Raw genomic sequence first — 13,494 nt, 5'->3', positions numbered from 1 at the left:
ACAAAACTATCAAAAAATCATACGGATTTTTAGAGTGGTCTAACCTCTATTCGTTAGGCTTCTAATGTTTTATCGGAATCTTGTTCCGTAATAATTAGAAAGCAAAACGAAAAGAGGAAACATGAAAATAAAAAAAATGCTCTCAGCGGCAGCGGCGTTGCTGCTAAGCCTTAGCGCTCAAGCGGGCCAGCTCAATGTCATGGCGTACAACATTATGCAGCTGAGTAACCTTCAAGATTGGGATCAAGCAGAGCGTGCGGCCCGGTTGCCAAAAGCCATTGCAGCGATGGACACTCAACCAGATGTGATTCTGATTAGTGAAGCCTTCAATGCAGAGGCCGAGCAAGCGATGAATCAGCTTGCAAGTTTGTACCCTTATCAAACTCCCAACGTTGGGCAAGACTGCAGTGGCGAAGGCTGGGACGCTCTCACCGGGGATTGTTCCAACTCAGTATTTGTCGTACGTGGTGGCGTGACAATCTTGTCTAAATACCCCATTTTGACCCAAAAGGCCCATATTTATCATCACAGTTTAAAGGGCAGTTGGGACTATCAAGCTAACAAAGGTTTTGCGTATGCCAAGATTGATAAAAATGGGGAGATCTTTCACCTGATCGGCACCCATTTACAAGCCACGCATGATGGGATGTCCGACGAAGAACATCAAGTGCGTCTGGGTCAGCTAGGGGAAATCAAACACTTTATCGACCAAGCAGCGATTTCCGCTGACGAGCCTGTGATCATTGGTGGTGACATGAATGTGGAGTGGAGTCGCCAAGATGAAATTAAAGACATGAAAGCGACCTTAAATGGTGCCCTGCGCTTCACCGAACCGGAAGTAACGTCTTTTTCTGCCAAACACAATTGGTTTACGAAAGCGAACGCTTATTACTTTGACTATGATCTTAACTACAACACCACGTTAGATTATATTTTGTGGAGTCGCGATCATGCCATGCCAGCTAATGAACCTGAGATGAAGGTGGTGCAATTAACCGCAAAGGATCAATGGTACTGGGATTACCTTGAGGGTGAGTGGCCAGAAGAAGCCGGACAAACCTACCATGATGGTTATTACAATGCGCTCTCCGACCATTATCCGGTGATGGTACAGTTTGAATTTGAGTAAATAGACTCTCGGTAATTCACTGCCATATAGGGCTCAATCATATTGAGCCCCCATCATCTTGCTCCTTATCCTCCCTTCCATTAATAGACGATTGATTTCTCTTTGTGTACCAAGAAAATTTGGCATTATGCGCTACGCTTAAGGGAGGATTCGATAGCACTCCCGGCCTTGGATAGTCTTCCGAGGAGCAGAATTGCTGCGTTGGTGATGCGTCCATTTGCCGCCTGACTGTCACGATAAGCAGTTTGAGGATAAATGCGAGGAAAACATGGATAAGCCGCGTTTCCACATCATTTATGTTGATGATGACGAACTCACATTGAAGGCAATTGGTCGGGTTATTCGTCGCTTGAAACCTGACTGGACGATTAGTCTGGTAAAAAATCCTATCCAGTGGGAGAAAGGGGTATTAAAGAATCAATCGCTGTCTTTAGTTATCAGTGACTTACTGATGCCAGAACTGAAGGGCGATGCACTTCTAGAACAGGTTCGTCAGCACTATCCGGGGACGGTGCGAGCACTGATCACCGGAGATACACGGCAAAAGATCACTGAGCTGGCAACCCCCAGCGTGCATTTTGTCTTGCCCAAGCCGTTTTCTGAAGACGACTTTGCTAATGTGCTTAATAGTGTTGAGCGTCTCTACAAATTACCGATTGATAGTGAAACACGAAATCGCCTCATTGGTATCGAGGATTTTCCCGTTCTGCCTGATTGTGTCCGCCGACTGCGTGCCACGATTAATAATCCAAACTCTGACATGGAAAAAATTGCGCGGGTGGTGAGTGAAGAGCCGCCGCTGGTTGCTCGACTTTTGCAGCTGGCTAACTCGGCCTATCTGGGCTTTCGCAACCGAACTTGGTCCATAGAAACGGCGATCAATCGATTGGGTATTCAATCAGTGGAATCCATTGCGGCCACTATGGTTGGGCACAATGCGTTTCAGCACTTGTCGACCAAAGAGCACTATGCGGTGGTCGATGAACATATCGAACTGGCTAATTTAAGCAAATCACTGGGTGCTTTTTTAGGCCATGACAAAGCACATGCTGAGCGCTTATACCTTGCTTCTGTCTTGTCGTCGCTGGGCGAGCTAATGGCACGAGAACTCGGTTGTCGTGGCAGTGGCAAAAACCCCATCTGTGATTTGCCATCTCGCTTTGATGCCGCGCTCGTGGTCTCCAGCTATATCATTATTTTGTGGGGCTATGATTATGAATTGGCAGAAATTGTTTTAGCTAGCGGTGAGGCGTCTTTGCTATCTGACAGTGAGCAGGCTAGTGATGGTGCACTCCTACATTACTGCCGTCAGTGGATTCGGGCGAACGATATCGAGAAAGCGAAACTTTTACAGTCTTGGTCGGCGAATATTGGCGCGTTTTTTACTCAATCGTATCAGGAGACGATCTGAGTGTACTGGTTGGTATTCGACGTTACTATAGGTTTTCCCTGTCGACTGAATAGGGAGGGAAAACGTGAAGAATAGCGACATGTCACTAGCATTGTTCAATCAACTATCAATAGCGATATGTATCGTCGATCATGAGTACACCATTGAGAGTGCAAACGCGAGCTTCCTTGATCGCTTACCAGCAAACCAAAGTACAGTAGTCGGACGCTCACTATTGGCATGCTTTCCAGTCCATCGTCAATTTTTACAGCAAAACATCGATTCGGTTTTCTTGACGCGAACGCCATTACTTTCCTCCGGCTCTGTCATCGTTGATACATCTTTGGAAGTGGGGAGCGACGCCGCACATAAGTGGCAAGACATTGAGTTTCTTCCCATCCCGTCAGCGTGTGGTGTGGTAACACAGGTTGCGATTTGTTTTTACCGACCCACAATGTTGGCGGCCCCGAAGCAAGACTCAGTCACCACCATGTCGGATAGTCAGCGACTCAAACGAAGCTCGGATGCCTATCAAGAAGTGGTTTCAGAGCTTAAGCAGCTGCAAAGCCAATTGCTTCAGTCTGAGAAAATGGCGTCGATTGGGCAAATATCGGCGGGGGTTGCCCATGAAATCAATAACCCTATCGCTTTTATCTCGTCTAACATCCGCACCTTGTATGACTACTTAGAGAAATATTCCGCTTATGTCCATCAGTTGGATGAAAAGATTGATGCTACGGCGAACAAGGTGTTGAGCGCTGATAGGCAGGCGCTAAAAGATAAGATTCAGTTAGATTATTTACTCGAAGATGCCAGCGATCTCATTGAAGAGTCGTTAGAGGGTATCTCGAGAGTGATGACGATTGTCAAAGATCTCAAAGAGTTTTCCCGTGCTGATAATGGCGAATGGGTGTCAACCGATGTTCGTCGCGGTATCGACTCGACACTGAAGATTATCCACAACGAAATTAAGTATGCCATTGAGATCGAGAGAAACTATTCGCCACAGACGCCCGACATTATTTGTCAGCCTATGCAATTGAATCAGGTTTTTCTCAATCTGTTGATTAATGCCGCTCAAGCGATTGAGGGCGAGGGAAAAATAAACATCCTTGTTGCGCCTCTTGATGATGAGCACTTAATGATAAAAATTAAAGATAACGGGCAGGGGATCCCTGATGAGGCGCTGACGACGATTTTCGAACCGTTTTATACCACCAAGCCTGTGGGGCAGGGAACGGGGCTTGGGTTGTCGGTGTCACGCGATATTATCGCTGCTCATGGTGGCCAGATTACGGTTAAAAGTGAGCTGGGAAAAGGGACCACGTTTACCATTGTGTTGCCGTGTTCAGATAACTGCGCCGACGAGATTGCCTCGTCTGATGAACAAGCGATAAGAGGAGGCCATAGCGCATGATGGCGTACACGGAAATTCTATTGGTTGATGATGAGCCACATATTTTGCGTGCGTTAAAGCGAGAGTTACGTCGTTTTGTGGCGCATATTCATACCGCAGAGTCGGGCCAGCAGGCACTCGATATTTTATCCAAACATCACATTGGCCTTGTGATTTCCGATTACCGCATGCCGAATATGGATGGCGCAGAGTTACTGATTAACATCCATCAGCGTTATCCCGATATCGCCACCATTATGTTGTCCGGCCAAGCCGATCTACCGGGTGTGTCTCGAGCGATTAATGCTGGTGCGTTGAGCCAGTATGTGAGCAAACCGTGGGATCGCGATGTGTTGTGTGACACGGTGAAAACCATTTTGACCCATAAACACGCGTCTTTGCCCAACGACACCCTGACTACTTGCTTATCAAAAGAGGCGCTCAACCAGAAAATTCAAGGTATGGCGGTAGACGCAAAAACACCGTGGCTTGTGGCGATCATTGATAACCAAGGCACGAGCAATCTTAATGACACCGGGTCGGTGATGCTGGGGAATCAACGTCTGCAAAGGGTGAGTGAACACGTGCATGAGTTGGAGGTATTCGAATGGTATCGGATCGCCGACAAATTTATTGCTCTGTTTGAGTATTCATCAGAAGGCCACCGGTTATTAAGCGAACTGATTGAACATTTGCATGCTGCAAAAGAGGAAAAAGACCTTTCAATGCAATTAATGCTCAGTGCGCTTCGCTCTTGGCAGGAATTGTCTTTCGAGGTCATTCAGGCGCGTAAAGCCGACAAAGTACCGCTCTACGATGCGCTCTATTGGCTACCTTGCCCTGAGGATCATCAAGACGATGCCAGTTTGGTTAGCTTGATTCGCGATATTGAGGCCAAGCACTTCGAGGCGTTCTTTCAACCTCAGTTAAATATTGTGACCGATGAAATTGATGGTTTTGAAGCGCTAGTGAGGCGTCGACTCGCATCGGGACACTACCAAAGCCCTGCGGAGTTTTTGCCATTATTGAGTCAGTATCGACTTGAAGATGTGCTAACCACCTCGATGTTTGAGCAAGCGCTGGAAGCGATTGGACGACTACGTCAGGCGGGTTACGCGAAAACGGTGAGTGTTAACGTCACTGCAAAACAATTAGAGACTGGGTTTGTGGTTGATGTTATTCAGCACCTTTCGCCGTACTACCCCGATGAGATTGCATATCTTGAAGTCGAGTTGGTAGAAACTGATCGGATTGATGACTTTTCATTAACGCGCCAGCAAATGGAACGTTTGAAATCCCTTGGGATCTCCTGTGCGTTAGATGACTTTGGGACTGGTTTTGCGGGGTTTGAGTCCATGTGCGACCTCCCCTTTGATGTGATAAAAATAGATGGCCGCTTTGTTCGTAATATTGGTCAGAGTGAGATGGATGAAGTGATCCTGACTTCAGTGGGTCAGAGTGCGCGGCTGATGAACGTCGAGGTGGTGGCTGAGTGGGTCGAGAATCAAAACCAAATCGACTTTTTGAGAGAAAAAGGGTGTACGCGTGTGCAAGGTTATGGCATTGGCGCACCGTTGAGTCTAGATAATATTTTCGAATTTTTAGCGAATTTTAAAACACCTTCCTAAATCGGACGGTCGTTATGAGGCGTGATTCGCAACAGCGTGATCCCGCTGATGGAGGAGGGTGACAGCGACTATAGTGCCGTGAGTTGATGAGGTGAGTTGTATTTCTCCTTGGTGATGACGAACAATATCATAAACATACGTCAACCCGAGCCCCATACCTTGTCCAACCGGTAAGGTGGTAAAGAAGGGGTCGTAGACACGATGAGCCTGATCACGCGGTAATCCTGGTCCAGAGTCTTTCACGGTGATGGTGCACGAGTCACCCTTGTTTTCCCCCTCCACATCAATACGGTGTGCAACGTCTGGATTGCCCCGCTCACAGGCTTGCAACGCATTTTTGAGCACTTCTTTAAACAGCATCACCAGCTCCTCATAGCGTCCCATGACTGGAGGCAGTTGATATACGTTAGCGGCGATCGATATCTTGAGGCTCGTCGGTGGTGAGAGAGTATTCAGCGCCTCATCAATCACCGTAAAGATCTCAATGCTTTGAAAGTGTTGTCGTGTTTGTTGGCTGTAGCTGGAGTACTGCTGTAAGGCGGAAACAATATTGATCACGCGTTGCACACAGTCGTTGGCATCGACAAGGCTATCACTAAAATCATCATAAAGGTCATCGGCATAGTGACGCTTTTTCCAGTGCGTGAGGGTTTCGAGCTGCTCTGATTGGTGAATGACGCGCTCGGCAATGTCTGTCCACTTTTGGTAGGTGTCGAGATATTCTTGACACATTTTTAGGTTACTTTTCACTGCGCCGATGGGGTTATTGATTTCATGGGCAACCCCTGCCGCCATGGTCCCAATAGAGGCCATTTTCTCGCTTTCGACTAGCTTTTCCTGCGTTTTCTTGAGTTGATGATTTATCTCACGGAGTTGATCATTGGACCGCACTAAGTCGGCCGTGCGTCGCGCCACTTTACTTTCCAGTGTCTGGTTGGCTTCTTCTAGTCGTTTTTGGTAGGTCGCAGTTTTGTTCTCGGAGTCACGTAATGCTTGAATCATATTGCTAAACGCGGCGGCCACGCTGGCCAGTTCATCCTTCCCGTGGGTTGAAATGTGTACGTCTCGCTCGCCACTGGCGATGGTATCGGCAGCATTTTTAAGTTCTGATAAGCGCTGGGTGAGATAGCTTCCCAATAGGTAAGAAAACAACGCTACTAATAGCATCTCGCCCAGTACAATCAGCATGCTCCAATTTTTTGCGTCTTTAATCTGGCCAAGCAGGCCGGTCAGATCAAAGCCAATCCAGACCGACCCAAACTCAATGCCAGACTCAGAAATGGTCGCGCGTACATCATACAGCCCATCCGTGACGGACTGGGCATTTATCTCAAGAATGGCTGTATTGAAAGAATCAGGAAGGTTACCGGCCGATGATAAGACTCTCCCGTTATCGCCTAAAACCGCGACATACATAATATCGCTGTTATGGAGTAGCTCTTGAGTAAAAGAATCGACGGTGGCGAGATCGAACGATAACACCGCATTTTTTACCGTGGAGGCGAACAACTGCGTGGTGGAACTCGCGCGTTGATTGAGCCCTTGATAGTTGGTGGTTTCTAAATAATTGAGAGTTAATGTCAGCAGAATCGCCAACAGGATCGCCTCAATCAGGGCGACACCTAAGATGGTCTTTAATCGCAAGGACATGGGTTATTCACTCAGCAAGTGTTGCAACAGCGTAATGTTTAACGCTCTCACATCGTCCCAATCCTCATCTTGCGCGGATTCTATCCCTTTGAAGCTGATATTACCCAGCAGCGTTCGGCCTTTTTCACTGTCATTCATGGAGAGGAAGGCGGCTTTAATCGCGTCGGCTACTTGAGGGTCAAGGTCGGGATGAAACGCGAATGCATGAGGCGTATAGCCGGGCGTTTTCCATAACACGCGTAACTGCTCGCTCACTTCAGCATTGGTATTGTTAAAGGTGCGCTCAATGCCGCCGCCGGCAATAAAGAAATCTCGTGCAACGTTCAAATATACCGAGTCATGGGACGAGACATATTGTGGCGTAATGCTGATACCTTGATTCTTCAGCGCGGCACGTGGCACCACACTGGCGGCAAACGCGGCGGGGGAGGGAAACGCTAAGCGCTTGCCATCAAGCTCGTCAAGGGAGGTAATGGACGCCTCTTTTTTGACGACTAAAATACCGTGAATCCGTTTATCTTTTTGTTTCGCAAATGCTTGGTAGCCAGGCTTTTGGTGGAAAACGGTGTAGTGATAAGGATTCATATAAGCGACATCGTATTCACCGGTGAGCACACGTCCTTCGAATTCGGGAATGTCTTTGGCAGTGCGAAAGACAAGGTTGTAACCTGATTGTTGAGAGACGTATTCTAAAATCGGGCCCCAGTTATTGGCCAATGTAATCGCAGATTGCTGTGGCACGATACCAAAGGTAATGTCTTTCGCGTGTGCATGGCTGGTAAAAGCAATGCCCAGTATCAGTGACAACAAGATTCCTTTCATTTGCGCATCTCTCACTCAGTAGCTGACGATCTATTAGACAGTGTAGTTAGCTGCATCTATCCTTGCCACGCCACTCCGTGTGATTAACTCAATGAAATCAGGTTGTAACCTGAGAACCTTTGTCTTCTTTCTAATCTCAAAGCATTGTTCGCCCTCGGTGATAAGCTGATGTTCGCGTCCGAGGGCGAGAAAAGTGGCAGGAGGTGTGCGCAGTGGCAGTGTCTCTGCTCTATGAGTGAGTTAACGAGGCGAAGCCGTAGGTTTGATTACCAGTACCCCAATGACAACGGCGCAGGAAAGCAGCAGGCAGGTTAACGTAGGCAGGGGCGGATAATTTAGCGTGAGCGTTGCTAACAGGGACGCGAACCCATAACCCAGCGTATGCGCCATCGCGATATAACCACTGACTTTCCCCGGTTCATGGTCGAGCCGTTGCATCGCTTGGCTGGTATAGGCGGGGATAAGAAGTGCACAGGCAGCTGATATCACCACCATTGCCATCACTAACACAGCAAAATGTTGCACTAATAGCAGGGCATAACCTGTCACCATACTGATTGCGCCAAGGCTTAGCATACGCTCGGTGCTCAGACGCTGTCTTTTTACCACTAACACTTGTACGGCTAAGGTGGCGATACCGCTTAATGTCAGCAAATAGCCGATGGCTTGGCTAACTTTATCGGCGGACCATTCGGTGAGGTGATTGAGCATGGGGGTGAGATTGTATTGCAACAGGGCAATCGCTGCACACACGGCAAGGCCGTAACCCATGTAGGGCCAAATGGCTTTTGGCGCGAGCCATAGACTGGCGGATGAATGAGGTTCGTCCTTTTTACCGGCGCAGTGAGGCATCATGCTGATAGCGATTGCGCCTAATAGTGGCAGTAATAGCATCAGCGTCAGTGACGCGTAGGGGCTGATCACTAGCACTGCCGAGGCAATCAACGGGCCAGCTAATCGGCCGAGGCTTAAGCCAATACTGATGGAGGTAATTGCTTGCATACGGCGTGCCTCACCGGCGAGTAACACGGCCCAATGCTGATTGGCCGGCACCATCCCTGCGACCGTTAAGCCGTAGATCACCCGTGCCAGTACCGCAAGCGCTAACCAAGGCCATTGGGTAGCGCTGCTTTGCGCGCCCAATGTTGCAGTAAGCAATAACGCGAAGCTAATCGCCATGCCGGTTAGCGCTTGCAGGACCACAAACTTAGGACCATGTTGGTCGCTCATTCGTCCCCAAAATGGCGCGGCGGGGAGAAACAACACGCTTCCCACGGCAATAATCACTGCCCATGTTGACAGTGAAAAGCCACCTTGTGCTACCAGCAGAGGGAGCGAGACCAAGAGTCCATTCTGACCGATGCCCATCAAGGCAGCAATCAAGGTCAAGGTGAGCGGTTGCCATCTGGCGGTTTGTCTCGCCGCTTGTGTGTGTGCGTGGGCCATTACCAACCTGCTACTTTTTGCATTTTAGGTGTGGCAGGGGAGGATGCCGCCAGTGTCCAATCAAGCAGGCCGTGGTGATGGGCAATATCGTACATCGGTGTACCATTAATTGCATTGATAATGGTGGCGGCTCGCCATGCCGCAAGACTCAGTTGCGGCTCAATAATGCCGTGACAATGCGTGCCGACATTCATCATATACAATGCCTGTGAGTAGCCTTCACGCATCTTTACTCGGTAGTGCGCATTCACACTAGGCCGACCTTTGTCATCGAGTTCGAGACAATCGCGCAGGGTATCGAGACACTGAGGCAGGGCACGAGAAAATCCGGTACACAAGATAACCACGTCTGCATCGATTGTTGCGATGTCACTGGTCAACGTTGCTGTTGTGGTTAACTGGTAACCAGATGGGTGCGATTGCATACCCGTGAGTGTTTGTCCCGGAAGCAGTCGCCACCATGACGGTGACCGGCGTACATATTTATCATGATAGAGGCGTTGGTATAGCCCTTGTAAGCAATTCTCGGTGATCCCATCACTGGCCAGCTTTTGTTGTGCAAGTTGAGTGTGTTTGACTTTGGGGTCGAGACCGTGAAACTGCTCTGCATAATCAGGCATAAAGTACTGATCAGTAAATGGGTTCTCATCTAATCCTTGGAGGTTAGGGCGACGAGAGACCCAATCAATATGCGCAACTTTGCCAAATTCACCATCAAAGACGTGCTGAAAAACATCGGCACCGGTTTGGCCACCACCAACAATGGCGACTTTTTTACCCCTTAAGTCTGGTTGTCGAAGTGCCAGTTCGCTGGCGTGAAAGACCTGCTCACCCATAAATGGCTCAGCACAGTCAGGCATAAACGGCTGGATACCGGTACCAAGGATCAAATGATCACAGGTCAATTGTCCGTGTTGTGTATTCACCGCGAAGCCTGAGCCGTGTGGCGTAATGTTAACGACGGGTGTGTCAAATTGGGTATTGGGARGCTGGTGAGCCACCCAAGCCATATAATCTGAAAACTCTAACCGCGAGACCGTCTGTTCGCCCCGCGCCGTAAAAGGATAGAATTTCTTGGTTTTAACCAGATAATTAATAAACGTATAAGGGCTGGTTGGATCAACCGCCGTTACCATGTCTTTCAGGTACGAGGTTTGCATTTTTGCATCATCGAGCAATAAACCGGGATGCCATGCAAAGCGTGGCTTTTGCTCAACAAACAAACTTGAAATCGTTTGAGTGTGGGGAGCCAGCAGTGCCGCCGCACTGAGATTAAAGGGGCCAAGCCCGATACCTAAAACAGAATAATGCCTTGTCATAACTACATCCTTATTGCGCGTACTGCGCGAAAAAGTCGTGACGCTCACATTGCAATAGCGCGGCGCGCTTATGCGGGAAATCGAATTCTTTTTGTTTTTTCATGCCTACGCCACGGCTAATGCGTACCACACGCCAATTGGCCGCATTCGGCTCTCCCATCACATTTAAGGTGCGAGATTCGGCTAAAAAGCAGTAGTGGATGAGCGATTGCGCCCAAGTACTAAAAAACTGACGTCCCAAAAAGTGAGGGTTGCCGACCAGCATATGGATACCACGATCGAAAGCATCGACATCGTAGTAAGGCCCAAGTCGGTCTTCGGCGACCCAATAAATTTCAAAGTAGCCGAAAGGCTGTCCATCAAACTCGCCAATCACGGGGATAAGATGTGCGTCATGGTGCGCCTTTTGTAGATATTGGCGATGAAAGTCGAGCGAGCCCTCTAATTCCCAAATCGGGGCAATATCCGGATGGTTATGCCAGGCGTGAAAGCATGCAAGATCACGTTCTGTTTCTACCGGACGCAGCGTCAGGGTGCGTTTGAGGTGATAAAAGTAGCGACGATAGAACACACCTTGTGGCTTTTCAGGCCGCGTTGGGTGGGTTAAGCCGTTGTCTGCGGTTTGGTATCCCTCATTGGAGGGGGCCTGAGCTTGGTGCCAAATCGGGCAGTGCTGTTTAAACTGCGACAGCGTCAGTGGAGTGCCGGGGGAGACGACTGATTGCAGAGCGTGAGGGTAATCACTGGCATGCAGTGCTTGGCACTGATGCTGATAAAAGGCGTGTTCAACGGCCGACCACCAGAGTGATTCATCATTGCAATAGCGCGTGGTTAGTGTCGCGGTGTCATTGTCCGGTTGGTGCAGTACGAAGGTCGCTTTGGCTTGACCATGCTCCATCACGTCGATGAGGTGATAAGACGCGTCGAGCAAGTGGCTGCGAAGTCCCACGGTGCGATCAAGATTGACCGGTTTAAATATCCATGAGCCCAGTGCGTTATCACCATAAAATGGGTTATCGATATCCGTGTAAATTTGACTGGGATCGGCCAGTGTCGCTTCGTTGTGATCGGCGAGGAAAGTGTGGAAGTTCCGTTTCCAGTGTAGGGTCGGCGAGTCGAGAAGATAGTCATACAGGCGGCTATCCACAGGATGGCTCGCTCGCCAAGTTGCGAAAGCTTGACGGCAGACCTGCCACAAACGTTGCTCCGTGACACCGGTGGCTTCGCTGATCGCGGAAAGTGTATTGATTAGCGTATTACCAATCAGATAGTAACTCAGATACGGATCAACCTTGTCGGCGGGGACGTAACAGCTTGGTAACCCCTCACTGAATGCGTCGGGGAACAGCGTCGGGGCCGGGTCGGTGACCCAAATACCTTGGCAGTCTCTGTACATCATGGCATTAGGCAAACCGTGCGCGGTACGCAGCAAGATATTTTGCTGGTGGGCCAGTAGCAAGATGCCATAATCGCTGCGCGCCAAACACAGGGGATACAAAATATGTTCCAAGAAGGCGGCTAACCAATGATGTGCGGCGTCGTGCTGTGTCCATTGATGATGTTGTGCGGCTTGCGCGATCAGTGCGCCAATTTGGCTGCCTTGCCCATGTGGCTGGTTGATACTGGCGAGCAGGTGGACATCTTGATCGGCTTGGTGGGCGAAAATATTGTCGCGCAAGCTCACCAAAGGTAGTGATAAAGGCTCACCTTGCTCGGACAAAATGGTGCACCAGACCGGCTCCTCGATAAAGGTCGTCGTGGGGGTTCGCTGCTGCAGCGTTTTTCCGGGGGCTGCGTTGAGCATTTTACTCAGTAAGGTACCACGCTTGGCTTCAGTGGCGGTTAATAGTCGTACCGAGTTAGTGAGCTTGACAGGCAGAGAGACTTTTAACATCCACTGATGGTCGGGATGATAGATGGCGCGTGACGATGAGGTGGCCAGCCAGCCGCTACTGGTCAAGGCTAAATCAATCACGCTGTTTTTGAGTGTGTGTGCGTCGTCACTGTCACGCCACGCTTGCGCCTGTAAAGGATGCATGGGCAAGGGAAGCCAGCCTCGTGGCAAATTGGCCGCATGGGTTAAGCCCACGCTATCTACAAACAGCGACTGCAAGGTGTCGCGTACATCATGGTTAACCCCTTCACCTGTCCATTGCCCCGGCGCAACCGCAAACCATTCAATCGCAAATGACTGCGCAAATTCGGGTAGATACGCCTCTTGCTGTTCGGGCGTCAGTGGTTCATTGCTCTTGGGGACAGGGTGCATGCTATGACCGCCGGTCAGAGACTGCTCCGATTCGATAAAACGCTGTGGCCAGCGGTCAGCGAACCTGTGTTGCCAATGTGCTTCTGCTCGCTGTACATAGGCGTCAGACTGGCTAACACGTGATGCAAAGCGGTCGAGACGTTCGCCACTGACCTCAGGCACTGATTGCGCTATACGGTAAACCGCATCGGCAAAGGTAGTAGGGGCAGTTTCACCGTCGCTACCGCGCCACAGTATGTCACCTTGATAACGATGACGGCCGGCTGCTGAGGTGTAGGTGAGCGGTAATAATAATTCGCCCTGCTCACACGGGAAACTGGCGTGGTCAGGCTGACCTTTTATCACCCGCGTGTGCGGGTGCTCGACAAACAACGCATTGAAAAACGCATTCAAACTCAGGGGGTGTGTCATGACAACTCCTTACAGACACGGGCTTATTGGGGCAATG

At 49.6% G+C, this 13,494-nt stretch carries 9 protein-coding genes; 4 read left to right on the top strand and 5 right to left on the bottom strand.

The window, feature by feature from the left end; all coding sequences use genetic code 11:
- The first annotated feature begins 121 nt into the window (after positions 1–121).
- The 4 genes from BZG84_RS06560 to BZG84_RS06545 all read left to right on the top strand — a co-directional run bounded on the left by BZG84_RS06560 (position 122) and on the right by BZG84_RS06545 (position 5,543).
- Complete coding sequence (locus BZG84_RS06560) at positions 122–1,129, top strand: sphingomyelin phosphodiesterase (protein ID WP_077480998.1); 1,008 nt, start codon at positions 122–124, stop codon at positions 1,127–1,129.
- A gap of 268 nt (positions 1,130–1,397) precedes the next feature.
- A complete protein-coding gene (locus BZG84_RS06555; protein WP_077678070.1) occupies positions 1,398–2,540 on the top strand; it encodes an HDOD domain-containing protein in 1,143 nt (380 codons plus the stop codon).
- A 64-nt stretch (positions 2,541–2,604) separates the two neighbouring features.
- A complete protein-coding gene (locus BZG84_RS06550) occupies positions 2,605–3,936 on the top strand; it encodes an ATP-binding protein (protein ID WP_241825764.1) in 1,332 nt (443 codons plus the stop codon).
- Positions 3,933–5,543, top strand: a complete 1,611-nt coding sequence (locus tag BZG84_RS06545) for an EAL domain-containing response regulator (RefSeq protein ID WP_077480992.1) — start codon at positions 3,933–3,935, stop codon at positions 5,541–5,543. The genes BZG84_RS06550 and BZG84_RS06545 overlap by 4 nt, the downstream gene beginning before the upstream one ends.
- A gap of 12 nt (positions 5,544–5,555) precedes the next feature.
- Here the strand turns inward: BZG84_RS06545 and BZG84_RS06540 are convergent, their stop codons facing one another.
- The 5 genes from BZG84_RS06540 to BZG84_RS06520 form a co-directional block, all read right to left on the bottom strand.
- On the bottom strand, positions 5,556–7,193 hold the full coding sequence (locus BZG84_RS06540; protein ID WP_077678069.1) for a HAMP domain-containing sensor histidine kinase: 1,638 nt from the start codon (positions 7,191–7,193) through the stop codon (positions 5,556–5,558).
- A gap of 3 nt (positions 7,194–7,196) precedes the next feature.
- Positions 7,197–8,015, bottom strand: coding sequence for a phosphate/phosphite/phosphonate ABC transporter substrate-binding protein (locus BZG84_RS06535; RefSeq protein ID WP_077662659.1), 819 nt, complete (start codon positions 8,013–8,015; stop codon positions 7,197–7,199).
- Positions 8,016–8,255: 240 nt separating this feature from the next.
- A complete protein-coding gene (locus BZG84_RS06530; protein ID WP_077480986.1) occupies positions 8,256–9,461 on the bottom strand; it encodes an MFS transporter in 1,206 nt (401 codons plus the stop codon).
- Positions 9,461–10,780 (bottom strand): lysine N(6)-hydroxylase/L-ornithine N(5)-oxygenase family protein, encoded by a 1,320-nt coding sequence (locus BZG84_RS06525; protein ID WP_077678068.1) that lies wholly within the window; start codon positions 10,778–10,780, stop codon positions 9,461–9,463. Before BZG84_RS06525 ends, BZG84_RS06530 begins: the two co-directional genes overlap by 1 nt.
- 10 nt (positions 10,781–10,790) lie before the next feature.
- Positions 10,791–13,457 (bottom strand): GNAT family N-acetyltransferase, encoded by a 2,667-nt coding sequence (locus BZG84_RS06520; protein ID WP_077678067.1) that lies wholly within the window; start codon positions 13,455–13,457, stop codon positions 10,791–10,793.
- Between the last annotated feature and the right edge of the window lie 37 nt (positions 13,458–13,494).

It is taken from the genome of Salinivibrio sp. PR932 (assembly GCF_001996125.1).
Taxonomy (GTDB): Bacteria; Pseudomonadota; Gammaproteobacteria; order Enterobacterales; family Vibrionaceae; genus Salinivibrio; species Salinivibrio proteolyticus.
The sequence above is the reverse complement of the archived record's forward strand: the minus strand, read 5'-3'. Positions and strand labels throughout refer to the sequence as shown.